Below are 22,716 nucleotides of genomic sequence, written 5' to 3'. Positions count from 1 at the left end.
GCGCTCAGAAAGTTTTGGCAACCATCAGCTGCAGGGCGTTCCTGCCTGTGAATTTGCCGTTCGCCGGCGAGGCATAGGCATTTCTGTCCGCGTTGGTTCCAACGTAGGCTAGCGTCACTGTAGCGACGCCGAAATCCTTGCTGATGCCAGCCTTCCAGTCGCTGTAGCTTGCCTTGCTGTTGTGCTTCACCTGCTGGTGGCCGGCGTGCAGGCTGACGCCATAGCCCTCGCCGATCTCCTTGCTGAAAGTGCCGTCGATGTAGCCGCTATGCCTGCTGTCGGCGAAGCCGAACAGGTTGGTGGTGGAGTGCGAGTACTTCAGCGTGAACGGGCCGCTGCCGATCTGGCCATACAGCTCCAGGGTGTTCGCGCTGGGGTTCAGGCCATTCGACGGATAGGCATAGCCAAGCACGCCCACGTCGTAGCTCACGCCTTCGGCGATGTCGCCACGCTTGCCTGCATAGATGTCCCATTCCGTGCTGCCGCCGCCGCCCGCGTCCTTCGTCCATTTGATGGTGGACGCCCATACGCCCACGTACAGGCCGGAGCCGCTGTCCACCCAGTCCGCACCGCCCTGCAGTGCGGACTGCAGGCGGGTTTGCGAGATGCCGCGATAGCGGTAGTCGGAAACGGCGGCGGCATTGAGGCTGAAGTCTCCGGCATGCGCATGCGCGGCGAAAACGGCGGAGATGGCGGTGGCAAGAATCAAATGTTTCATGATGTGCTTTCAAAGTGTTGGGATGAGCGAAGCCTTCGCCGCCCGCGAGGGAGGCGCAGCTGGCTTCATTGCTGCGTGGGTCTGCTGTCGTCTAGGCCGGCAGCAGGAGGCGGTAGCCGACTGCGGTTTCAGTCAGCAGGTAAGCAGGTTGGGCGGGGTCCTCTTCCAGCTTCTGTCGAAGATGCCCCATGTAGATGCGGAGGTAATGGCCGCTTTCGGAGTGCGACGGTCCCCACACTTCGCGCAGCAGCTGCGGGTTCGTGACCACACGGCCGGCGTTATTGACCAGCACCGAGAGCAGGCGGAATTCGGTCGGCGTCAGGTGCACCATCTGGCCGCCGCGTGTGACGAGGCGCTTCGGCAGGTCGACTTTCACCTCGCCGAATTGCACCACGCCCGCCGCATCGGCGCCCGGCTTGCGCTGGCGGCGCAGCGCAGCCCGCACACGGGCCAGCAGCTCGCCGACGCCGAAAGGTTTGGTCAGGTAGTCGTCCGCGCCTGCGTCCAGGGCGCGGATCTTTTCTTCCTCGCTCACGCGGGCCGAAAGCACGATGACGGGTACGGATGACCATTTGCGCAGGTCCGCAATCAGGTCGATGCCGTCGCCATCGGGCAGGCCGAGGTCGAGGATGACGAGGTCGGGACGGCGCGTCCCTGCATCGATCAGGCCACGGTTCATGGTGGCCGCTTCCTGCACCTGCCAGCCTTCGCCTTCGAGCGCCAGGCGCACAAAGCGGCGGATCTGCGGTTCGTCTTCGATCAGCAGGGCGACCGGCGCCGGATTATGGACTTGATTCATAGTTCTGTTTCCTCAGGCATCGCGGGCGGAGTCCTCAGCGGAAGCGTGAATTCGATGGATGCGCCGCCTTCTTCCGAACGCACGGCGCGGATACTGCCGCCATGCGCGTGCACGATGGCGCGGCAGATGGCGAGGCCCAGGCCGACGCCCGGCTTGGCCGATTCGCGTTCACCGCGCGTGAACTTCTCGAAGATGGCCGTTTCCTGGCCCGGAGGCAGGCCGGGGCCGTTGTCGCTGACGCTCACGGTGATATGCGAGTATTCCTCCCCCGGAAGCGCAGCGGCGATGGTGATGGTGCTGCCGGCCGGCGTGTACTTGGCGGCGTTCTCCAGCAGGTTGCACAGCACGCGCTCGATCAGCATGGCGTCATACTGCACCAGCGGCAGGCCTGCGGGCAGGCGGGTGGCCACCTGGTGCTGCGCCAGCAGGCCGCGGCTGGCGCGCAGTGCGCTGCCCGCCACCTCTTCCAGCGACTGCCATTGCAGGTTCAGTTTCACTGCGCCGCTTTCGATGCGCGCCATGTCCAGCAGGTTGGCCACCAGTGCGCTCATACGCAGGGTTTCTTCCTGCAGCGAACGGGCCAGGTCCAGCTGTTCCGGCGCCAGCGCGGGTTTCGACATCGCGAGCGATTCCGCCAGCCCGACCAGTGAGGTAAGCGGGGTGCGCAGGTCATGCGACAGCGCCGCCAGCAGCGAATTGCGCAGCCGCTCAGACTCGATCTGCACCAGCGCGCCCTGCGCCACTTCAATGTAATGCACGCGCTCCAGAGCAATCGCGGCCAGCGCGGCAAAGGTATCCAGCTGGCGGCGCTGCTCGGGAATCAGCAGCCAGCGCCTGTCCTGCGGCTCCAGTGCGAGCACTCCACGCGTGCGCATCGGCGCAATCAGGGGCAAATAGAACACCGGCGAAGACGGCAATGTGTCGGTGCCGAATCCGGCGCGCTCAGCATGGTCGAAGGACCATTGCGCAATCCCGGCATCCACGCCTGCATCGGGCGCCACCTGCAAACGGCCAGCCGCATCGGGCAGCATCAGCGTTACGCGGGCGCGGAAGGAGCGCTGCAGGAAGCGCTGCGTGATCTCGAAGATCTGCTCCGTCTGCAGCACGCCGGTCAGCTCGCGCGCATACTCATACAGGGCGCGGGCGCGTGTTTCGCGGTGCGCGGATACCCGCGCCTGAAAGCGCAATCCGGCTGCGAGGTGGCCTGTCAGCAGGCCGACGGCAAGCATGGCGCCGAAAGTGACGAGGTATTGCAGGTCGCTGACCGAGAACGAGAATTTTGGCGGCACAAACAGGAAATCGAAGCATGCCACGCCGATCACGCTGGCCAGCGTGGCGGGACCGCGCCCGAGCTTGAAAGCCACCAGCAATACGGCCAGCAGGTACAGCATCGCGATATTGGTGAGGTCAAGATACCGTTCGAGCGGCATCACGAATACGCCGAGCACCATACTGGCCATCGCCGCGAGCACGTAGCGGTGATAGCGCGACAGGCGGTGCTCGCCGGGCAGCACTTCGCCCTCGCTGCGCGGCATGTCGGGACCGGCATTGCCGCGCACGGCCTCACCGGGCTGGAAAGGCGATGCGCCGACTTCGATCAGGTCGGCCTCCGGCGCCAGCTGGGCAATGCGCAGGCGATGGGGCTGGCGCCAGAAATAATTGGTGCCGGCGCGGCCCATGATCAGTTTCGATATATTCTGGCCGCTGGCATAGGCCGTGAGCGAGGCGGCGATATCATCCCCCGTCACCACCGCAGTCGTCGCGCCGAGGTCCTGGGCCAGCTTCAGCACCTGCAGGATGCGCTCGCGGCGCGGCGCGGCCAGGCGCTGCAAGGACGGTGTTTCAACATAGACCGCATGCCATTCGGCGTTCAGTTGCCCGGCCAGGCGCGCCGCGCTGCGCACCACATGTTCGGCCCCGGCGCGCGGCCCCACGCAGGCCAGCAGCACGGCGCCGGTCTTCCACAGGGGGCTGATGGATTTCTCGACGCGGTAGGCCTGTACGTCGTCCTGGATGCGGTCGGCCGTGCGGCGCAGCGCCAGCTCGCGCAGTGCGATCAGGTTCCCCTTGCGGAAGAAGTTCTGCGCCGCCTGTTCCGCCTGCGCCGCGCGGTAGACCTTGCCGAGACGCAGGCGGGCCAGCAGTTCATCCGCCGGCACATCCACCAGCACCACTTCGTCGGCCTGGTCGAATACTTTGTCCGGCAGGGTTTCCGCCACGCGGATGCCGGTGATACCGCCAACCACGTCGTTCAGGCTCTCCAGATGCTGCACGTTCACCGTGGTGAATACGTCGATGCCTGCTTCCAGCAGTTCTTCCACATCCTGCCAGCGCTTGGGATGGCGTGATCCGGGGGCATTGGAATGCGCCAGCTCGTCCACCAGCACCAGTTCGGGCCTGCGCGCCAGCGCCGCATCCAGGTCGAACTCGGGCAGGCTCCTGCCGCGGTAATCCACCTGCTTCAGCGGCAGCACTTCCAGGGAGGCCAGCATGGCCGCCGTGTCGCTGCGGCCATGCGTCTCGACGATGCCAACCAGCGGGCGCAGTCCTTCGGCCTGCAGCTTGTGGGCGGCCGCCAGCATGGCGTATGTCTTGCCCACGCCGGCGGAGGCTCCAAAGTAGATGCGCAGGCGGCCGCGCGCCGCTTTTTTCTCCTGGGCCTGCACCTGGGCGAGCAGGTCATCCGGGTTGGGGCGTTGGCTGTCGAGAGGAAGCATGTTCACATCTTACTTGTGCAGCGCATCAAGCGCCAGATTCAGCTCCAGCACGTTCACGCGCGCTTCGCCGAAGATGCCGAACAGGGCCTCCTGTGCATGTTGTGCAATCAGAGTCTCCACGGCGGATTGCGGCAGTCCGCGTGCCGCCGCTACCCGGCGCAGCTGGTAGCGCGCGGCGGCCAGACTGATCTCGGGATCGAGGCCGCTGGCCGAAGCGGTCACGAGGTCCGCCGGAATCGGCATGGTATTGCCTGGATCGGCCGCTTTCAGCGCGTCCACCCGGCCCTTTACGGCATCGGCCAGTGCGGGATTCAGGGGGCCCAGATTGGAGCCGCCCGAACCGGCGGCATTGTTCGCCATCGGCGCGGTGGCCGATGGGCGGCCCCAGAAATAGCGCGGCGAAGTGAAGCTCTGGCCGATCAGGCGCGAGCCGACGGTGATGCCGCCGCGCTGAACCAGGCTGCCGTTGGCCTGTTCCGGGAACACCGCCTGGCCGATGCCGGTGACGGCATAGGGATAGATAAGGCCGCATACGATGCTCAGGGCGCCGAACAGCACCAGTGCGGGACGCAGGTGGGAAATCATGGTTGTTCCTTTATGCGAGATTGAGTGCGGCGAGCACCATGTCGATCAGCTTGATGCCGATGAAAGGCAGCACAATGCCGCCAAGGCCGTACACGAGCAGGTTCCGGCGCAGCAGCAGGCTGGCGCCAATGGCGCGGTATTTCACGCCCTTCAGCGCCAGCGGAATCAGCGCCACGATGATCAGCGCATTGAAGATCACGGCGGACATGATGGCCGAATTGGCGCTGGTCAGCTGCATCACATCCAGCGCCTTCAGCTGCGGATAGGTGCCGACGAAGGCCGCCGGGATGATGGCAAAGTACTTCGCCACATCGTTCGCGATCGAGAACGTGGTGAGCGAGCCGCGCGTCATCAGCATCTGCTTGCCGATTTCAACGATCTCCAGCAGCTTGGTGGGGTTGGAGTCCAGGTCCACCATATTGCCGGCTTCCTTGGCCGCCTGCGTGCCGCTGTTCATGGCGACCGCCACGTCGGCCTGCGCCAGCGCCGGAGCGTCGTTGGTGCCGTCGCCGGTCATCGCCACCAGGCGACCTTCGGCCTGGTAGCTGCGGATCAGTTTCAGCTTGTCTTCCGGCGTGGCTTCGGCCAGGAAATCATCCACGCCAGCTTCGGCGGCGATGGCGGCGGCAGTCAGCTTGTTGTCGCCGGTGATCATCACGGTGCGGATGCCCATGCGGCGCAGCTCCGCGAAGCGCTCCTTGATGCCCGCCTTGACGACATCCTTCAACTCCACCACGCCCATTACACGCATATTATCGACCACCACCAGCGGCGTGGCGCCGCGGCGCGCCACGGCATCGACGCTACGCGCCACCTCGGCCGGATAGCTGCCGCCCAGCGTTTCCACATAGCGCTTCACGGTATCCGCTGCGCCCTTGCGCACTTCGCGTTCTCCGATATCGGCGCCGCTCATGCGCGTTTGGGCCGAGAATTCCACGAAGGTGGCGCCTTCCACGGCGGTATCCGCCTCATGGATATTGAAGCGCTGGCGGGCCAGCACCACGATGCTGCGGCCTTCCGGCGTTTCGTCGGCCATGGAAGCCAGCTTTGCCGAACGCGCCAGCTGCTCTTCGCTCACGCCGGGCGCGGGCAGGAAGCTGGCCGCCTGGCGGTTGCCGTGCGTGATGGTGCCCGTCTTATCGAGCAGCAGCACATCCACATCGCCGGCAGCCTCCACGGCGCGGCCGGAGGTGGCGATGACGTTCGCCTGCATCATGCGGCTCATGCCCGCCACGCCAATCGCCGACAGCAGGCCGCCGATGGTCGTAGGGATCAGGCAGACCAGCAGCGCAATCAGCACAGTCATCGTCACCGGCGCGCCGGCTCCCGCAGCCGCCACCGAGAACAGCGAGAACGGCAGCAGCGTTACCGTCACCACCAGGAAGATGATGGTGAGGGCCACCAGCAGGATGGTCAGCGCGATTTCGTTCGGGGTTTTCTGGCGCTTGGCGCCCTCCACCATCGAGATCATGCGGTCGATGAAGGCCTCGCCGGGGTTGACGGTGACGCGTACCACCAGCCAGTCCGACAGCACGCGCGTGCCGCCGGTGACGGCGGAAAAATCGCCGCCAGATTCGCGGATCACCGGCGCGGATTCGCCGGTGATGGCGCTTTCGTCCACCGAAGCCATGCCGGAGATGACTTCACCGTCGGCCGGGATGACATCCCCCGCCTCCACCAGCACCGTCATGCCCTTGCGCAGGTCGGTGGCCGGCACCGGCAGCCAGGTGGTGCCGTACTGAGGCGTGGACAGCTTCTTCGCGATGACGGTCTGCTTCAATGCGCGCAGCGATTCTGCCTGCGCCTTGCTGCGGCCTTCCGCCAGCGCTTCCGCGAAATTCGCGAACAGCACGGTGAACCACAGCCAGACCGCGGTGGCCAGGATGAAGCCGAAGCTCGCTTCGCCCTTGCCATCCACTGCCTGGATGGCAAGCAGCGTGGTGATGATGCTGCCGACGTACACCACGAACATCACAGGGCTGCGCAGCTGTACGCGCGGATGCAGCTTGCGGAAGGCCTCCAGTAGGGCCGGGCCCACCAGCTTGCTGTCGAAAAGTGTCAGCTTGTTGCGTGACATGGGAACCTCTTATTTCGAGAAAAGTTGCAGGTGTTCGACCACGGGGCCCAGGGCCAGCGCGGGAACGTAATTCAGTACGCCGACCAGCACCACCACGCCAACCAGCAGCGTGATGAACAGCGCACCGTGGGTCGGCATCGTGCCCTCGTTCACGGGAAGGCGGGGTTTGGAAGCAAGCGAGCCTGCGATGGCAAGGATCGGCACGATCATGGCGAAACGTCCGAACCACATGGCGATGGCCAGCATGGTGTTGTAGAACGGCGTGTTGGCGGACAGGCCGGCGAATGCGCTGCCGTTGTTGTTGGCGGCCGAACTGAAGGCATACAGGATCTCCGAGAAGCCATGCGCCGCCGGATTGGCAATGCCTACCGTGCCGAGGTCCGACATCACGGCCACCGCCGTACCGGCCAGCACGAGCACCGGCGTCACCAGAATGGCGATGGAAGTCATCTTCATTTCATAGGCCTGGATCTTCTTGCCGAGGTATTCCGGCGTGCGGCCGATCATCAGGCCCGCGATGAACACCGTCATGATGGCGAAGATGAGCATGCCGTACAGGCCGGAGCCCACGCCGCCGAAGATCACTTCGCCGAACTGCATCAGCAGCAGCGGCACCGCGCCGCCCAGCGGCATCAGCGAATCGTGCATGGCGTTGACGGCGCCGCAGGAGGCGGCGGTCGTCACGGCAGCGAACAGTGCGGAGGCGCTGATGCCGAAACGCGTCTCCTTGCCCTCCATATTGCCGCCCGCCGGATCGATCCCCAGCGCCTGCAGTGCGGGATGCGCCTGCTGTTCCGCGGCGAAGATCACCAGCGTCATCACGACAAATATAACGGTCATTGCGCCCAACACCGCCCATCCCTGGCGCTGGTCGCCCACCATGCGGCCGAAGGCGAAGCACAGTCCGGCCGGGATCACGAAGATGGCCAGCATCTGCAAGAAATTGCTCAGCGCAGTCGGATTCTCGAAGGGATGCGCCGAGTTAGCGTTAAAGAAGCCGCCGCCGTTCGTGCCCAACATCTTGATGGCTTCCTGCGAAGCGACGGGGCCCATGGCGATGGTCTGGGTAGTGGCCGTCAAGGCCTCCATCACCGGCTGGCCCTGTTCATCCTTCAGGGACTGGCCGTCCGCGCCCAGCTTCGGCACGCTGTAGTCCACCTTCTCCAGCAACTGCACTTCCCTGTAGCCGTCGAAGTTCTGGATCACGCCTTGCCCCATGAGGAACACCGCCATCAGCAGCGACAGCGGCAGCAGCACATAGAGCGTGGCGCGCGTGATATCGGTCCAAAAATTTCCGATGGATTTACCGGAACGCGAGGCGAAGCCGCGGATCAGCGCGAAGGCCACCGCAATGCCGGTCGCGGCGGAGAAGAAGTTCTGTCCGGCCAGCGCCACCATTTGCGTGAAATAGCTCATGGTCTGCTCGCCGGAATAGCCCTGCCAGTTGGTGTTGGCGACGAAGCTCACGGCCGTATTGAAGGAAGAATCCGGGCTGACGTTCGTCATGGACTGGGGATTCAGCGGCAGCCATGCCTGCAGGCGCTGCACGGCATAGACGAAGAAGACGCCCAGCGTATTGAACAGCAGCAGGGCAATGGCGTAGGACTTCCAGCCGCCGCCTTCCTGCGGCTTCACGCCCGCCAGTTTATACAGCGCCTGTTCGGCGCGGAACAGCCAGCCGAAGCCCGGCAGCGGCTTGATGTCCGCGTCGCCGACCTTCGCCAGGAATGCGCCCAGCGGCCAGGCCAGCGCCAGCAGGACGATGAGGAATGCTGCGAGCAGCAGGAGGGATTGTGCGCTCATTTACAGCTCCTCCGCCTTCAGCAGGGCGACGAGCAGGTACACCATGAGGCCCGCGGCGGCCAGCGCGCCGATCAGATAGAAGGTAGTCATTGCTCCCCTCCCAGCTTGCCGCAGCCCGCGGCCATGGCCCAGGCCAGCAGCGCAAATGCGCCGATCAGGCCAATAAATACGACATCCATCGCGATCCCTTTCAGGTCTGTTTTGATGGATTCGAGCTTATCGGGACGCGCCTAAAAAGGGCGTAAAGACTTCATGATGGGGCGTAAACGGAATGTAAAAATCAGGGCAAACGCATCAGCCGTTTGAGCACGGAACGCAATGTCGCATCCGAAACCGGCTTGTCCAGCGAGCCCGCGATGCCGCAAGCCGCCGCGCGCGCCTCGTCGAACACCGCCCCCGCCGACAGCATCAGCACTACAGCCGAGCTCGTGTCCACTTTCGGGTCTGACCCCGAGGTGGACACGGCCTCGGCTGTAGCATAGGCGTCCATATCCTCCAGCGAGGTGTTGATCAGCACCACGGCAACGGGGCGCGTGCGGCAGGCGGCGACGGCATCGTCAGTGCCGGCGGCCCACGACGCGGTGACGCCATGGCGGCGCATCAGCCTCGTGATGTGCTGGGCAAACGCATCGCTGCGGTCCAGCACCAGCACCTCGCCCTGCAACGGCGGCTGGCGCATGGCGATGTATTCGGCGGGATCGGTCAGGTCGAGGTCCACGCGCGGCGCGCGGCGGCGCTCCGGCATGGGCGGCAGGCCGCTGGCGGCGCGCGCGGCCAGCGCTTCGGCTCGGCGCTCTACCAGCTTGCCCAGCTCGTGGTACACGCTGTCCCACTGTACCGGCAGGCGCAGGTTCGGATAGGGGAAATCGGGATGCGCCAGGTCCAGGCCCGGCGCCCCCAGCACCAGGGCGGGACGAATATCCCCCTGCGTGAGCCCATCCAGCGCGGCGAGCGTGGACAGGTGGGTTCCGTTAGCTAAATATAAATCCGGCTCTTGCAAAGAGTGCGCGGACAGGCAAAAATACGCCGGCCCCTTGTCCGGCGCCCGTTGCAGGCCGCTGGCGATGGCGGCGGCAGCCTGCGGCGGAAAGCCGACCAGGCGCACGGCGAACGGGAACTTCTCGGTCTGCTCTGCGGACATGCGATGTTGACGTTGTTTTTACGGCATTTAACCACAGTTCCCGCCCGGATTCGGCCATTTGACCTCGTTGAGGATAGAATGCGCAGGCGTCCGCATTAACCAAGAACCGCTTTCTCTAGTATGGCCACTAAAAAACCTGTTTCCGATTACAGCGAATCATCCATCCGGGTCCTGAAAGGTCTGGAACCAGTCAAGCAGCGCCCGGGCATGTACACCCGCACCGAGAATCCGCTGCACATCATCCAGGAAGTGATCGACAACGCCTCGGACGAAGCGCTCGGCGGCCATTGCAAAAATATTATCGTCACGCAGAATGCCGACGGCAGCGTGACCGTGGAAGACGATGGCCGCGGCATCCCGGTCGGCCTGCATCCGGAAGAAAACGTGCCGACGGTGGAGATTGTATTTACCCGCCTGCACGCGGGCGGCAAATTCGACAAGGGTTCGGGCGGCGCTTACGCCTTCTCCGGCGGCCTGCACGGCGTGGGCGTATCGGTGACCAACGCGCTGTCCAAACGGCTTGAAATCTCGGTATGGCGCAAGGACGACAAGGGCAATGTCTACCACCATCTCGCCTTCGAGAACGGCGACCTGGTGCAGCCGCTGGCTTCAGAAACCACCGCGAAAGACGGCAAGAAGTCCGGCACGCGCGTGACCGCATGGCCGGACCCGAAATACTTCGATTCCCCGCTGATCTCCCAGGTCGAGCTGCAGCGCCTGTTGCGCTCCAAGGCCGTGCTGCTGCCCGGTGTTACCGTTACCCTCATCAACGGCAAAACCGGCGACAAGCAGGTATGGCAGTACAACGACGGCCTGCGCGGCTACCTGAATGAAGCGCTGGCGCAGACCTCGAACGGCGAAACCGTGGTGCCGCTGTTCGAAGGCGAGCAGTTCGCCGGCCCCGATGCGGAAGGTTTCGCCGAAGGCGAAGGCGCATCGTGGGTAGTGGCATGGACGGAGGAAGGCGCGATCGTGCGCGAGTCCTACGTCAACCTGATTCCAACGCCGAACGGCGGCACGCACGAATCCGGCCTGCGCGAAGGCCTGTTCAGCGCCATGAAGAACTTCGTCGAGCTGCACTCGCTGCTGCCGAAAGGCGTGAAGCTGCTGCCGGAAGACGTGTTCGCGCGCGCTTCCTTCGTGCTGTCCGCAAAGGTGCTGGACCCGCAGTTCCAGGGCCAGATCAAGGAACGACTGAACTCGCGCGATGCGGTGCGCCTGGTGTCCACCTACTCCAAGCCTGCGCTGGAGCTGTGGCTGAACCAGCATATCGACTACGGCAAGAAGCTGGCCGAGCTGGTGATCAAGCAGGCCCAGTCCCGCCTGCGCTCCGCGCAGAAAGTGGAGAAGAAAAAATCCTCCGGCGTGGCTGTGCTGCCGGGTAAGCTGACCGACTGCGAATCGAACGATACCGCGCGCACGGAACTGTTCCTGGTGGAGGGCGACTCCGCAGGCGGTTCCGCCAAGATGGGCCGCGACAAGGAATTCCAGGCCATCCTGCCGCTTCGCGGCAAGGTGCTGAACTCCTGGGAGACGGACCGCGACCGCCTGTTTGCCAATAACGAGATCCACGATATCGCGGTGGCGATCGGCGTCGATCCGCACAGCGTGGGCGATGCGCCCGACCTGTCCGGCCTGCGCTACGGGAAAATCTGCATCCTCTCCGATGCGGACGTGGACGGCTCCCACATCCAGGTGCTGCTGCTGACCCTCTTCTTCCGCCACTTCCCGGCGCTGATCGAGAACGGCAATATCTGCATTGCGCGTCCGCCGCTGTACCGCGTGGATGCGCCGGCGCGCGGCAAGAAGCCGATCCAGAAGCTGTACGCGCTGGATGACGGCGAACTGACCGCCATCGAGGACAAGCTGCGCAAGGACGGCCTGAAGGACGGCAGCTGGTCGATTTCCCGCTTCAAGGGCCTGGGCGAGATGAACGCCGAGCAGCTGTGGGAAACCACCATGAACCCGGACACGCGCCGCCTGCTGCCCGTATCGCTGGGCGACTTCGCGCATACCGAAGCCGCTGCGCGCTTCAATATGCTGATGGGTAAAGGCGAAGCCGCCGCCCGCCGCGCATGGATCGAAGAACACGGCAACGAAGTAGAAGCGGATATCTGATTTAAGAACACACTATGACCCAAGCAAATCTCTTTGACGAGCCGCAGCCGGAACAGCCGGGCGGCAACGACGGTGGCGAGGGCGGCGAAACGCTGACCCTTTCCACCTTCGCCGAACGCGCCTACCTCGATTACGCCATCTCCGTGGTGAAGGGCCGCGCCCTGCCGGACGTGTGCGACGGCCAGAAGCCGGTGCAGCGCCGCATCCTGTATTCGATGAATGAGCTGGGCCTTTCCGCCACCGCCAAGCCGCGCAAGTCCGCGACCGTGGTGGGCGACGTGCTCGGCAAGCTGCACCCGCACGGCGACCAGTCGGTGTACGACGCGCTGGTGCGCATGGCGCAGGACTTCTCGCTGCGCTACCCGCTGATCGACGGCCAGGGCAACTTCGGTTCGCGCGACGGCGATGGCGCGGCTGCCATGCGTTACACCGAAGCCCGCCTGACCCCGATCTCGCGCCTGCTGCTCGATGAAATCGACCAGGGCACGGTGGACTTCATTCCGAACTACGACGGCTCCTCCGAAGAACCGGCCCTGCTGCCGGCGCGCCTGCCGATGGTGCTGCTGAACGGCGCATCCGGCATTGCCGTGGGCCTGGCCACCGAGATCCCTTCGCACAACCTGCGTGAAGTGGCGGATGCCGCCGTGGCGCTGATCCGCAATCCTAAGCTGTCGCATGCGGAGCTGATGAATATTGTGCCGGGTCCGGACTATCCGGGCGGCGGCCAGCTGATTACGCCTGCGGCGCAGATCGCCGATATGTACGCCTCCGGCCGCGGCAGCATGAAGGTGCGCGCACGCTGGAAGATCGAAGAACTGGCGCGCGGCCAGTGGCAGGCCGTGGTGTACGAACTGCCGCCGGGTACTTCGGCGCAGAAGGTGCTGGAAGAGATTGAAGAGCTGACCAATCCCAAGGTCAAGCTGGGCAAGAAGGCGCTGTCGCCGGAACAGCTGGCGCTCAAGTCGCTGATTCTCGGTTCGCTGGACACCATCCGCGACGAATCGGGCCGCGCTGCACCGGTGCGCCTGGTGTTCGAGCCGAAGTCCAAGAACCAGGACCAGACCGAATTCATGCTGATGCTGCTGGCGCACACCTCGCTGGAGACCTCGGCGCCAATGAACCTGGTGATGATCGGCGGCGATGGCCGTCCACGCCAGAAGGGCCTGGGCGAAGTGCTGCTGGAGTGGATCGACTTCCGCTTCTCCACCGTCACGCGCCGCACCCAGTTCCGCCTGTCGAAAGTGGATGACCGCATCCACATCCTGGAAGGCCGCGAGACCATCCTGCTGAATATCGACGAGGTGATCCACATCATCCGCAACTCGGATGAACCGAAGCAGGCGCTGATCGACCGCTTCCGCCTGAGCGACCGCCAGGCCGAGGACATCCTTGAAATCCGCCTGCGCCAGCTGGCGCGCCTGGAAGCGATCAAGATCCAGCAGGAACTGGCCGAGCTGCGCAAGGAGAAGCAGACCTTGCAGGACCTGCTCGACAACCCATCGTCGATGAAGCGCCTGATCATCAAGGAAATCGAAGCGGACGCCAAGCAGTTCGGCGACGCGCGCCGCACGCATATCGAAGAAGCGCAGAAAGCGGTGGTCGAGCAGAAGGTGGCCGATGAACCGGTGACCGTCATTATTTCCGAAAAAGGCTGGGTGCGCGCGCGTACCGGCATCGGCCACGATCCGTCGCAATTCACCTTCAAGGCGGGCGATTCGCTGTATGGCGCTTTCGAATGCCGCACGGTGGACACCCTGCTCGGCTTCGGCGACAACGGCAAGGTGTATTCCGTGCCGGTGGCCGCGCTGCCGAACGCGCGCGGCGATGGCGTGCCGATCACCACGCTGGTGGACCTGTCCGGTGGCGCGCGCCTGCTGCACTACTTCGCCGGGCCGGCCAGCACGCAGTTGCTGCTGGCATCCGATGCAGGCTTCGGCTTTATTGCGAAGGCTGGCGATATGGTGAGCCGCCTCAAAGGCGGCAAAGCCTTCATTACGCTGGACGACGGCGCCAAACCGCTGCCGCCAAGCGTGGTTGCGGAAGGCAGCAGCGCGATTGCTGTCATTTCGGAGAAAGCCAACCTGCTGGTGTTCGGCATGGATGAGATGAAGGTGCTATCCAACGGCGGCCGCGGCGTCACACTGATGGACCTGGGCGACAAGGAAAAACTGGTCGCCGCCCGCGCCATCACGCAGAAAGGCGTGACGGTGCTTGGCATCGGCAACGCCTCCAAGCCGAAGGAAGAGAAGCTCGGTGCGGTAGCGCTGCAGCCGCACATCGGCAAGCGCGCCCGCAAAGGCAAGCCTATGCCGACCCGCATCAAGCCCACCGGCCTGCTGCCGAACTCGTAAGAGCAGATAAAGCTGAGCCCGTGTCCACCTCGGGGTCAGACCCGAAAGTGGACACGAACCCAGGCGTAGATACGAAAGAGCCCGTGCTGCTGGGGAAAACCCCATCGCAGTACGGGCTTTGTCTTGACTACGGTTCGGCTCGTGTCCACTTTCGGGTCTGACCCCGAGGTGGACACGGGCTGGGCCGTAGCGATTAGTGCTTGGCAGCTTCGGCTTTGACGTCGGCGGCGGCTTTGCCTTTGACTTCGGCGGTCTTGGCGGCGGCTTGTGCCTTGTCCTTGTTGGCTTCGGCCATTTCCTTCGCTACCTTGGCGTCCTGCTTGGCGTCAACCTTGGCGGCTTTGGCGTTCGCCTCGGCCACTTCCTTGTCGCCTTTGGCTTCGGCCTTCATCTTGTCTTCCGGATCCGCCTTCGCTACTTTTTCAGCAGCCTTGGCGTGTTCCTTGTCGACCTTGGCATGGGCCTTGGCTTTCTTTTCGTCAGCCTTGGCCTGGGCTTTCGCCACGTCCTTGTCGGCTTCAGCCGCTTTCTTCGCTTCCTTCGATTCAGCCTTGGCAATGTCCTTGTTGGCCTTGGCTTGCTCTTTGGCAACGTCAGGGTTCACTGCAGGAGTGGTTTGGGCGTAAGCAGCGGAGGCGAATACGCCGGCGATCAGGGTTGCGAGCAGTTTGTTCATGATGGATGCCTTTCTTTAGTGGTCTGGATGCGTTTTGTTGTTGTCACGCATCCAGAATAGTCACGCTCAGCAGCATGGACTGTGCGCCACCGCACCATGAAACATTTTGTTTCTTTACTTACGTGAGTAGAGGTCGATGGTCTGCCCGATGGCCTCGGCACACACGGTGCAGAAGGCCTCGCTGCGGTCGAACATCACGCACTGCTGCTGCGGACGGTAGTAGCCCTTCGCCTCGTAGTTTGCACCCTCGAAGGCGCCCACCACTTTCGCATTCGGCGCTTTCGAGAACAGCGCATTGCTCCATGCCAGGTCTTCGCTGAACAGCTTGCTCATCTCGGATTCGGGACGGTTCTCCTTGCGCAGGGCCGCGCGCTTCTTCTGGTATTCGCGCGAATGCGTTTCATACTCGTCCTTCGGCCATGCGGTCGGCAGCGCCGTGCCGGCGTGAACGTGCTTCTTCCACTTGAGGTTCGCCGGATCCTTCAGCGCCGTGGCATTCGGTTCCCATGGCTCCGGACGTTCGCCCGTCGACTGATAGGCCACCGGCGAGGTGTAGTACTCGTCCGCCAGGCCCGCGAAGTGGTGCCCGAATTCGTGTACGAACAGGTAGTTGGCCCAGTCGTTGTTCGCTGCCGCCGTGCTGAACTGGCCGTAGATGCCGCCGCCGCCGTAGGTCTCATTGTTGACGAGGATTTCGATGAACTCATATGGCGCGTGCTGGGCGATATCGCGCAGCGCGCGGTTGTCGGTGGTGAGCACATAGCGCTCGCTGCCGAAGATATCGTAGCGCGTGTTCAGTGCGGAGGAATGATGGGTGTTCGTCGAGGGACGGCTTACGCCGGATTCCTCGGTTGGCACGGCAAGCGCCCACACATTGAAGTCCTTCGCGCGCTCCTTGAACGGCGACACGCTGAACAGGTAGTCCGCCAGCTTGCGCGCGCTCTGCTCGAATTTCGGCAGGTCGGCTTTCGTGTAGCCGTCGCCCATGATCAGCAGGTCCACCTTCTGCGGCGAAGGGCCGTTGACGCGGATGGCAATCGGTTTGGCCGGCGCGGGCGGCTGCTTGCGCACCACGTCCAGCGCATTCGGGTCCACATCCACGCTCCACACAATCGAGAACTCGTTGCGTTCATCGCGCTTCAGGATGCGCACGCGCGCAGGCTGCTCAGGTTTCGGGAAGCGCACCGATTCGCCAAAACCGCGCGAAGTTTTCGATGCTTCTTCCGTCGTGCGCCATTCGCCGAAGATGGTGGAGAAACCGCGCGAATACAGCAGCTTGCCGGTCTTGATATCCACCACTTCCACCTTGTTGACGCCACGGTTGGTGTCGTCGATGCTGCGGTCCATATCGCCGGGCCATGGCAACGGCTCCAGCACCACGCGCTCGATGGCGTAGCTTTCGCTGAGGGCATTGCCGGTGTGGAGATAGTCGAGGCGCATGGTGGCTGGCTGCGCAGCGAGCGCGCCCGCCGCTGCCGCCGAGAGCAGCAGCGCGAACAGTGCATTCTTCATTCAGGTCTTCCTTGTTATTTGTACTGGTACAGGGGCCGTGCAATTTCAATGGGACGCACATCGAGGCGCACGTTGAGCACGGAGTATGCCTCAGCCACGCTGGAGACGTAACCCATGCTGTCCGGCGTTCGGGAAAAGCGGAATTCGAAGCCCAGTTCCGGGCCTGCGCTGCGCGGGTTGCCACTGGCGATGCCGATGGCTTCCTGCTGGTCGCTGTCGATCAGGCGCTCCATCAGGTCGATGACGGCGCTGTTGCCCAGGATATCGTTGCTGTAGACCGGGCCGCGCAGGAAGGGCCGCGCCGGATCGAGCCGGCCGCCCGCCTTGTCGGCCGAGGGAATGAAGCGGCGCGAGGCGATATTGAATTTGTCCCCCCGGTCCAGATAGCTGATGACCACGTTGCTGACGTTGAAGTTGGGGTTGTCCTTGTCCGTCTCGGCGCGCGACATGTCGATCAGCAGCGCCCCCTTGTAGCCGATGATTTCCACCTCGCGCTGCGCGTTCACCACCATGGCGCTGTCCTCGTCGATGCCCAGGCCCAGCTGGTAGCCCTTGGCCAGCATGGCGGGAATCATGCGCGCAAAGCGGCCGCGCACCAGCAGGTGCTGGTCCACGAACACGTCGTCGCCGATGAAACCCAGGCCCGGCGCTATTTCGTGGCCGTCCGTAATCCCGCTGCGCAGCATGGAGAGCACTGCTTTCGGGTTGTAGAACATGGTGCTGCTCATGATGGCTGCGCCGGCGCTGGTGCCTGCGATTACGCCGCCGCGACGGTACAGGTCCCACACCGCTTCCAGCGCCAGGGTGTGCGAGCCGTCTTCGCGGATCAGTGCCTTGGTGATGCGCCCCTGGTCGCCGCCAGCAAAATAGACGCCGTCCGAGTCGCGGATTTTCTTGGCCAGCGCCGCGTCGTCCGCCGCCTTGCGGTAGTCGCTGCCGGCGAGGCGCACGGCGACCGGCACGGCGAAAGCGTCCGCGCCGTATTTCCTGAGATAGGAGATGATGGTGGCGGCAGCGCGCTCGGGATTGCCCGCGGCCGACGGGAACACGGCGATGCGCGAGCCTTTGCCGCCGGCCAGCTGCACCACGCGCTGCCAGACGTCGGCATTGTCTCCTCGCAGGCCGCCCCCGATGATGACCAGGGACCCTTGCGCCTGGGCCGACGGCGGCTTTGCCGTTGGCGCGGGCGTGTCGGCGGAAGGCGGCGTCGTCGCGGGGACCGCAGCGGCCGGCGGCAGCACCGGCCGGCCTGGCGGCACTACCGGGGGAACATTGGTCGCGCGCGCGGACGGCTGCTTCTGTTCCTCTTTTGCGTGCAGGGGTACGGTCAACATTGCAGCAAGAACGAGCCAGAAACGAATGGTTCGAACAGGCAGCAGCTTGACCATGGATTACCCCTTTTCATAAATGTCCGGGAAATTCCGCTCCATCAGCGCCTGCGGTTTCGCGGGCGGAGCGAAACCGTATCGCTCATACAAGGGCGCCGCCGTGCTGGTGGCCAGCATGAAGCGCCGCAAGCCTTGCAGCGAGGGATGGGCCATGACCGCATCCATCATGGCTAAACTATACCCCCGGCCGCGGTGTTCCGGGAGCACGAATACGTCCACCAGGTACGCAAAGGTTGCGCCATCCGTGATAACGCGGGCGAAAGCCACCTGGCTGCCGTCCAGGTAGCCGCCGAAGCACAGGGAATTGGCGATGCTGCGCTCCACCAGTTCGCGCGGAATGCCGATGGCCCAGGTGGATTGTTCGCTGAGGAAGCGGTGGATCAGTGCAATGTCCAGCCGCGCCCTGTCGTCGCTGACGGCGAATGTGGCCATCAGCGCGGCTTCAGGTACTCCGCCGGCAGCGGGTTCTTCTCGCTCTCGGCTTGCCACAGCAGGGATTGCACCCACCAGCGCTGGCCGTCGTTCACCAGCTGGATGCTGTTAATGCCGCGCATGAAGGGCTTGTCGCCCTTGGCATGGCGTGCTTCATACGTGCTGAAAATATGGGCAATCTGGCCGAACTGCTGGCTGCTGCGGGACAGCTCGGATTCGAAGAAGCCTTCCTTGGCGAAGTTGGCGCCGGCGCGGGAGATGTAGTCCTCCACCGTCAGGACGCGGGTGGTCATGCCGCCTTCCTTGTTGGGGCCATGGACCACCATGCGGCCTTCCGGCTTGAACAGGGAACGCAGGCGGTCCCAGTCGCGCGGCTGGCCTGCAGTGCCGGAGATCGTGTCGTACAAGGCGGCGATAATGCCGTCCACGGTGGCCACGTCGGCCGGTTTCGCGGTCTGCGCCATGGCGCCGGACATCGCTGCCCACAGGATAGTCAATACTGCCAGTTTCTTCATCGGTTTTTCCTTGAACGATAAAAAAGCAACAATAACACCAATATCCCCCCAATGGCCGGTTTAGCCCCCTCGCCCAACCTTGTTTATAATCGGTAAAACAACCGGATTCCATCATGACAGCACAACTCTCCAAAAAAAGCGAAGCCTGGTCGGCGCGTTTTTCCGAACCAGTCTCAGATCTGGTGAAGCGCTACACCGCCTCGGTCTTCTTCGACAACCGTATGGCCAAGGCCGACATCCAGGGCTCGCTGGCGCACGCCGAGATGCTCGCCGCCCAGGGCATCATTCCCGCTGCCGACCTGGCGGACATCCAGCGCGGCATGGCGCAGATCAGCCAGGAAATCGACAGCGGCAAGTTCGAATGGCTGCTGGACCTCGAAGACGTTCACCTGAATATCGAAAAACGCCTCACCGAACTGGTGGGCGACGCGGGCAAGCGCCTGCACACGGGCCGCTCCCGCAATGACCAGGTTGCTACCGATATCCGCCTCTACGTGCGTTCCGCCATCGATGACATCACCGGCCTGCTGCACCAGCTGCGCAGCGCCCTGACCGACCTGGCCGAGCAACACGCGGACACCATCCTGCCGGGCTTCACCCACATGCAGGTGGCGCAGCCGATCACCTTCGGCCACCACATGCTGGCTTATGTCGAGATGTTCGGCCGCGATGCCGAACGCATGGCCGACTGCCGCAAGCGCGTGAACCGCCTGCCGCTGGGCAGCGCCGCGCTGGCCGGCACCACCTTCCCGATCGACCGCCTGCGCGTGGCGCAGACGCTGGGCTTCGACGATGTGTGCCACAACTCGCTGGACGCCGTATCCGACCGCGACTTCGCCATCGAATTCACGGCGGCCGCCTCGCTGATCATGACGCACGTGTCGCGCATGTCCGAAGAGCTGGTGATCTGGATGAGCCCGCGCGTGGGCTTCATCGACATCGCGGACCGCTTCTGCACCGGCTCCTCCATCATGCCGCAGAAGAAAAATCCGGACGTGCCGGAACTGGCGCGCGGCAAGACCGGCCGCGTCTACGGCCACCTGATGGGCCTCCTGACCCTGATGAAGGGCCAGCCCCTGGCCTACAACAAGGACAACCAGGAAGACAAGGAACCGCTGTTCGACACCGTGGACACCGTGGTCGACACGCTGCGCATCTTCGCCGACATGGCAGGCGGCATCACCGTCAAGCCGGAAGCGATGCGCGCCGCGGCGCTGCAGGGCTACGCCACCGCCACCGACCTGGCCGACTACCTGGTGAAGAAAGGCCTGCCTTTCCGCGATGCGCACGAAGCCGTGGCGCACGCCGTGCGCTCCTGCGTGGATGCGAACTGCGACCTGGCTGACCTGTCGCTGGACCAGCTGCGCCAGTTCTCTTCCCTGATCGGTGAAGACGTGTTCGAGGTGCTGACGCTGGAAGGCTCCGTTGCCGCGCGCGACCACGTGGGCGGCACCGCCCCGAACCAGGTCCGCGCCGCCATCGCCCGCGTGAGGAAGCAGCTCACCATGTAATACGCAGCATCAGCGGCAAGCAGCACTTCCGGGACATAAAATTCATAACAGGAGACTTCTCAGATGTTCATGCCACTTTCACGAGCAATCGATGCCCTGAACGACAGGATAGCCACTGCCGTCTCATGGGCGCTGCTGCTTGCCGTCGTCATCTGCACCGGCAACGCCATCATCCGCTACTCGCTGAATATGAGCTCGAATGCGTGGCTCGAAATCCAGTGGTACCTGTTTGCCGCCGTCTTCATGCTCGCCTCGCCGCACACGCTGCGGCGTGACGAGCATGTGCGCATCGACGTGGTCGCAGGCCGCTTCTCGCGCCGCACGCAGGTCTGGATCGACCTGTTCGGCCTGACCTTCTTCCTGTTCCCGATCTCCCTGGTCATCCTGTACTACGGCATCCCCTTCGGCATCGAATCGGTGCGCAGCGCCGAAATGTCCAGCAACGCCGGCGGCCTGATCGTATGGCCGGCCAAGATCCTGGTCGCCGTCGGCTTCGCGCTGATGATCCTGCAGGGCATCTCCGAATTCATCAAACGGGTGGCTTACCTGCAGGGCAAGCTCGATGCCAGCGCCTTCACCAAGCACGCTACCACGCCCGAAGAAGAGATCGAGGCGATCAAATCCGCTAACCAGATCAACTAAAACAGAACGGATCAAGAGACATGGAAGCCTTCCTCATTGCGAACCTGGCGCCGATCATGTTCGGCGCGCTGGTCATCTTCCTGCTGTCGGGATTCCCGGTGGCGTTTGCGCTGGCGGCCAACGGCCTGTTCTTCGGCCTGGTCGGCATTGAACTGGGCCTGCTCAAACCCGAGCTGCTGCAGGCCCTGCCGAACCGCATCTTCGGCATCATGGCCAACGATACCTTGCTGGCGATTCCCTTCTTCACCTTCATGGGCCTGATCCTGGAACGTTCGGGCATGGCGGAAGACCTGCTGGACACCATCGGCCAGCTGTTCGGCCCGATCCGCGGCGGCGTAGCGTATGCCGTGATCTTCGTCGGCGCCCTGCTGGCGGCAACCACCGGCGTGGTGGCGGCTTCCGTGATTTCCATGGGCCTGATCTCGCTGCCCGTGATGCTGCGCTACGGTTACGACCGCAAGCTGGCCTCCGGCGTGATTGCCGCCTCCGGCACGCTGGCGCAGATCATCCCTCCTTCGCTGGTGCTGATCGTGATGGCCGACCAGCTGGGGCGCTCGGTGGGCGACATGTACCGCGCCGCCTTCATCCCCGGCCTGCTGCTGACGGCCATGTATGCAGGCTATGTGCTGTCGGTGTCCATCTTCAAGCCGGCCTATGTGCCGGCGCTGCCGCTGGAAGCGCGCAACCTGCGCGAACCGAACGGCGACAGCGGCGTGCGTTCGCTGTTCGTGCTGCTGGTGGCGGCGGTGGCCGGCGCCTACGCCTTCGCGCACTTCTACGATGCGGCGCATCCGCAGGCGCACCAGGACGAAGTGGGCATCTTCTCCGCGGCGCTGGCCATTGTCGGCGCCTTCGTGTTCGCGCTGGCCAACCGCTACTTCAAGCTTGGCCTGCTGTCACGCATGGCTGAACGCGTGGTCTTCGTGCTGATTCCGCCGCTGGCCCTGATCTTCCTGGTGCTGGGCACCATCTTCATCGGCGTCGCCACGCCGACCGAGGGCGGCGGCATGGGCGCGATGGGCGCCATCCTGCTGGCCATGATGAACCGGCGCCTGAATTTCAGCCTGCTGAAGCAGGCCATGATGTCCACCACGCGCCTGTCCTGCTTCGTGATCTTCATCCTGATCGGCTCCACCGTGTTTGCGCTGGTGTTCCGCGGCGTGAACGGCGACCTCTGGGTGGAGCACCTGCTTTCCAGCCTGCCGGGCGGCACCACGGGCTTCCTGATCGTGGTGAACATCATGTTCTTCCTGCTGGCCTTCTTCCTCGACTTCTTCGAGCTGGCCTTCATCCTGGTGCCGCTGGTGGGACCGGTGGCGGAGAAGCTGGGCATCGACCTGATCTGGTTCGGCGTGCTGCTGGGCGTGAACATGCAAACCTCCTTCATGCACCCGCCGTTCGGCTTCGCGCTGTTCTATTTGCGTTCGGTGGCGCCGAAGGAAGTGAAGACCTCGGACATCTACTGGGGTTCAATACCTTTCGTCTGCATCCAGATCGTCATGGTGGCGCTGATCATCGCCTTCCCGAGCCTGGTATCGGTCGACCAGAAAACCAATATGAACGAGCAGCTGGAACTGAAGATCGAAGCCCCGGCCGATTACGGCACCCCTGCCCCGGCAGCCGATACCCCAGCCGAGGATGCGCCTCCCCAGCTCAACTTCTCCTCCGACGTCGAGAAACCGGAGCCTCCACCGGAGCCGGAGAAGAAATAAAAAACGCGGCCTTCGGGCC

General features: G+C 63.9%; 18 protein-coding genes. 5 read left to right on the top strand and 13 right to left on the bottom strand.

Features of this window, described 5'->3' with window-relative positions; genetic code table 11:
* Nucleotides 1-4 precede the first annotated feature (4 nt).
* The 8 genes from ACJRPG_RS00555 to ACJRPG_RS00520 all read right to left on the bottom strand — a co-directional run bounded on the left by ACJRPG_RS00555 (nucleotide 5) and on the right by ACJRPG_RS00520 (nucleotide 9,840).
* On the bottom strand, nucleotides 5-718 hold the full coding sequence (locus tag ACJRPG_RS00555) for a TorF family putative porin (protein WP_407998087.1): 714 nt from the start codon (nucleotides 716-718) through the stop codon (nucleotides 5-7).
* A 91-nt stretch (nucleotides 719-809) separates the two neighbouring features.
* Nucleotides 810-1,517 carry a two-component system response regulator KdpE gene (gene kdpE, locus ACJRPG_RS00550; protein ID WP_407998086.1) on the bottom strand — a complete coding sequence of 236 codons (708 nt, stop codon included), beginning with the start codon at nucleotides 1,515-1,517 and terminating at the stop codon, nucleotides 810-812.
* Entirely contained in the window at nucleotides 1,514-4,234 is a 2,721-nt protein-coding gene (locus ACJRPG_RS00545; RefSeq protein WP_407998085.1) for a DUF4118 domain-containing protein, read from the bottom strand. The genes kdpE and ACJRPG_RS00545 overlap by 4 nt, the downstream gene beginning before the upstream one ends.
* Nucleotides 4,235-4,243: 9 nt before the next feature.
* Entirely contained in the window at nucleotides 4,244-4,819 is a 576-nt protein-coding gene (gene kdpC / locus ACJRPG_RS00540; protein ID WP_407998084.1) for a potassium-transporting ATPase subunit KdpC, read from the bottom strand.
* A 10-nt stretch (nucleotides 4,820-4,829) separates the two neighbouring features.
* Nucleotides 4,830-6,896 (bottom strand): potassium-transporting ATPase subunit KdpB, encoded by a 2,067-nt coding sequence (kdpB, locus tag ACJRPG_RS00535; protein ID WP_407998083.1) that lies wholly within the window; start codon nucleotides 6,894-6,896, stop codon nucleotides 4,830-4,832.
* 9 nt (nucleotides 6,897-6,905) lie between these two features.
* On the bottom strand, nucleotides 6,906-8,699 hold the full coding sequence (gene kdpA, locus ACJRPG_RS00530; RefSeq protein ID WP_407998082.1) for a potassium-transporting ATPase subunit KdpA: 1,794 nt from the start codon (nucleotides 8,697-8,699) through the stop codon (nucleotides 6,906-6,908).
* Nucleotides 8,700-8,789: a potassium-transporting ATPase subunit F gene (locus ACJRPG_RS00525; protein ID WP_407998081.1), complete on the bottom strand. Its 90-nt coding sequence runs from the start codon at nucleotides 8,787-8,789 to the stop codon at nucleotides 8,700-8,702.
* Nucleotides 8,790-8,979: 190 nt separating this feature from the next.
* Nucleotides 8,980-9,840, bottom strand: coding sequence for a response regulator (locus ACJRPG_RS00520; protein WP_407998080.1), 861 nt, complete (start codon nucleotides 9,838-9,840; stop codon nucleotides 8,980-8,982).
* Between the two features lie 120 nt (nucleotides 9,841-9,960).
* Between ACJRPG_RS00520 and ACJRPG_RS00515 the strand changes: the two genes are divergently transcribed.
* Together ACJRPG_RS00515 and parC are read left to right on the top strand one after the other, a co-directional pair.
* Nucleotides 9,961-11,958 (top strand): DNA topoisomerase IV subunit B, encoded by a 1,998-nt coding sequence (locus ACJRPG_RS00515; protein WP_407998079.1) that lies wholly within the window; start codon nucleotides 9,961-9,963, stop codon nucleotides 11,956-11,958.
* Between the two features lie 14 nt (nucleotides 11,959-11,972).
* Nucleotides 11,973-14,309, top strand: coding sequence for a DNA topoisomerase IV subunit A (parC, locus tag ACJRPG_RS00510; protein ID WP_407998078.1), 2,337 nt, complete (start codon nucleotides 11,973-11,975; stop codon nucleotides 14,307-14,309).
* 193 nt (nucleotides 14,310-14,502) lie between these two features.
* Here the strand turns inward: parC and ACJRPG_RS00505 are convergent, their stop codons facing one another.
* From ACJRPG_RS00505 to ACJRPG_RS00485, 5 genes are all read right to left on the bottom strand, one after another.
* The gene (locus tag ACJRPG_RS00505; RefSeq protein WP_407998077.1) at nucleotides 14,503-14,985 is read right to left on the bottom strand and encodes a hypothetical protein; all 483 of its coding nucleotides are present in this window, start codon (nucleotides 14,983-14,985) and stop codon (nucleotides 14,503-14,505) included.
* Between the two features lie 114 nt (nucleotides 14,986-15,099).
* Complete coding sequence (locus ACJRPG_RS00500) at nucleotides 15,100-16,497, bottom strand: IgA Peptidase M64 (protein ID WP_407998076.1); 1,398 nt, start codon at nucleotides 16,495-16,497, stop codon at nucleotides 15,100-15,102.
* 14 nt (nucleotides 16,498-16,511) lie between these two features.
* On the bottom strand, nucleotides 16,512-17,831 hold the full coding sequence (locus ACJRPG_RS00495) for a cyanophycinase (RefSeq protein WP_407998075.1): 1,320 nt from the start codon (nucleotides 17,829-17,831) through the stop codon (nucleotides 16,512-16,514).
* Between the two features lie 57 nt (nucleotides 17,832-17,888).
* Nucleotides 17,889-18,317 (bottom strand): GNAT family N-acetyltransferase, encoded by a 429-nt coding sequence (locus ACJRPG_RS00490; RefSeq protein WP_407998074.1) that lies wholly within the window; start codon nucleotides 18,315-18,317, stop codon nucleotides 17,889-17,891.
* Nucleotides 18,317-18,832, bottom strand: a complete 516-nt coding sequence (locus ACJRPG_RS00485; RefSeq protein WP_407998073.1) for a hypothetical protein — start codon at nucleotides 18,830-18,832, stop codon at nucleotides 18,317-18,319. Before ACJRPG_RS00485 ends, ACJRPG_RS00490 begins: the two co-directional genes overlap by 1 nt.
* A 113-nt stretch (nucleotides 18,833-18,945) precedes the next feature.
* On the opposite strand from ACJRPG_RS00485, the gene argH reads away from it, so the two are divergent.
* The 3 genes from argH to ACJRPG_RS00470 all read left to right on the top strand — a co-directional run bounded on the left by argH (nucleotide 18,946) and on the right by ACJRPG_RS00470 (nucleotide 22,697).
* Nucleotides 18,946-20,343 (top strand): argininosuccinate lyase, encoded by a 1,398-nt coding sequence (argH, locus tag ACJRPG_RS00480; RefSeq protein ID WP_407998072.1) that lies wholly within the window; start codon nucleotides 18,946-18,948, stop codon nucleotides 20,341-20,343.
* A 69-nt stretch (nucleotides 20,344-20,412) separates the two neighbouring features.
* Entirely contained in the window at nucleotides 20,413-20,985 is a 573-nt protein-coding gene (locus ACJRPG_RS00475; RefSeq protein WP_407998071.1) for a TRAP transporter small permease subunit, read from the top strand.
* A gap of 20 nt (nucleotides 20,986-21,005) precedes the next feature.
* Entirely contained in the window at nucleotides 21,006-22,697 is a 1,692-nt protein-coding gene (locus tag ACJRPG_RS00470) for a TRAP transporter large permease (protein WP_407998070.1), read from the top strand.
* Nucleotides 22,698-22,716 lie beyond the last annotated feature (19 nt).

Origin of the sequence: Pseudoduganella rhizocola, from assembly GCF_045984285.3 — a bacterium.
Lineage (GTDB): Bacteria > Pseudomonadota > Gammaproteobacteria > Burkholderiales > Burkholderiaceae_D > Rugamonas.
Note: the sequence above shows the minus strand (reverse complement) of the source record. Positions and strands in the feature narration are given on the sequence as shown.

Coding starts and splice junctions, on each gene's coding strand:
- ACJRPG_RS00470 (WP_407998070.1), top strand. CDS start 21,006: ATGGAAGCCTTCCTCATTGCGAACCTGGCGCCGATCATGTTCGGCGCG.
- ACJRPG_RS00505 (WP_407998077.1), bottom strand. CDS start 14,985: ATGAACAAACTGCTCGCAACCCTGATCGCCGGCGTATTCGCCTCCGCT.
- ACJRPG_RS00475 (WP_407998071.1), top strand. CDS start 20,413: ATGCCACTTTCACGAGCAATCGATGCCCTGAACGACAGGATAGCCACT.
- kdpC (WP_407998084.1), bottom strand. CDS start 4,819: ATGATTTCCCACCTGCGTCCCGCACTGGTGCTGTTCGGCGCCCTGAGC.
- ACJRPG_RS00500 (WP_407998076.1), bottom strand. CDS start 16,497: ATGAAGAATGCACTGTTCGCGCTGCTGCTCTCGGCGGCAGCGGCGGGC.
- kdpB (WP_407998083.1), bottom strand. CDS start 6,896: ATGTCACGCAACAAGCTGACACTTTTCGACAGCAAGCTGGTGGGCCCG.
- ACJRPG_RS00515 (WP_407998079.1), top strand. CDS start 9,961: ATGGCCACTAAAAAACCTGTTTCCGATTACAGCGAATCATCCATCCGG.
- ACJRPG_RS00545 (WP_407998085.1), bottom strand. CDS start 4,234: ATGCTTCCTCTCGACAGCCAACGCCCCAACCCGGATGACCTGCTCGCC.
- ACJRPG_RS00525 (WP_407998081.1), bottom strand. CDS start 8,789: ATGACTACCTTCTATCTGATCGGCGCGCTGGCCGCCGCGGGCCTCATG.
- argH (WP_407998072.1), top strand. CDS start 18,946: ATGACAGCACAACTCTCCAAAAAAAGCGAAGCCTGGTCGGCGCGTTTT.
- ACJRPG_RS00490 (WP_407998074.1), bottom strand. CDS start 18,317: ATGGCCACATTCGCCGTCAGCGACGACAGGGCGCGGCTGGACATTGCA.
- ACJRPG_RS00495 (WP_407998075.1), bottom strand. CDS start 17,831: ATGTTGACCGTACCCCTGCACGCAAAAGAGGAACAGAAGCAGCCGTCC.
- ACJRPG_RS00520 (WP_407998080.1), bottom strand. CDS start 9,840: ATGTCCGCAGAGCAGACCGAGAAGTTCCCGTTCGCCGTGCGCCTGGTC.
- kdpE (WP_407998086.1), bottom strand. CDS start 1,517: ATGAATCAAGTCCATAATCCGGCGCCGGTCGCCCTGCTGATCGAAGAC.
- kdpA (WP_407998082.1), bottom strand. CDS start 8,699: ATGAGCGCACAATCCCTCCTGCTGCTCGCAGCATTCCTCATCGTCCTG.
- ACJRPG_RS00485 (WP_407998073.1), bottom strand. CDS start 18,832: ATGAAGAAACTGGCAGTATTGACTATCCTGTGGGCAGCGATGTCCGGC.
- parC (WP_407998078.1), top strand. CDS start 11,973: ATGACCCAAGCAAATCTCTTTGACGAGCCGCAGCCGGAACAGCCGGGC.
- ACJRPG_RS00555 (WP_407998087.1), bottom strand. CDS start 718: ATGAAACATTTGATTCTTGCCACCGCCATCTCCGCCGTTTTCGCCGCG.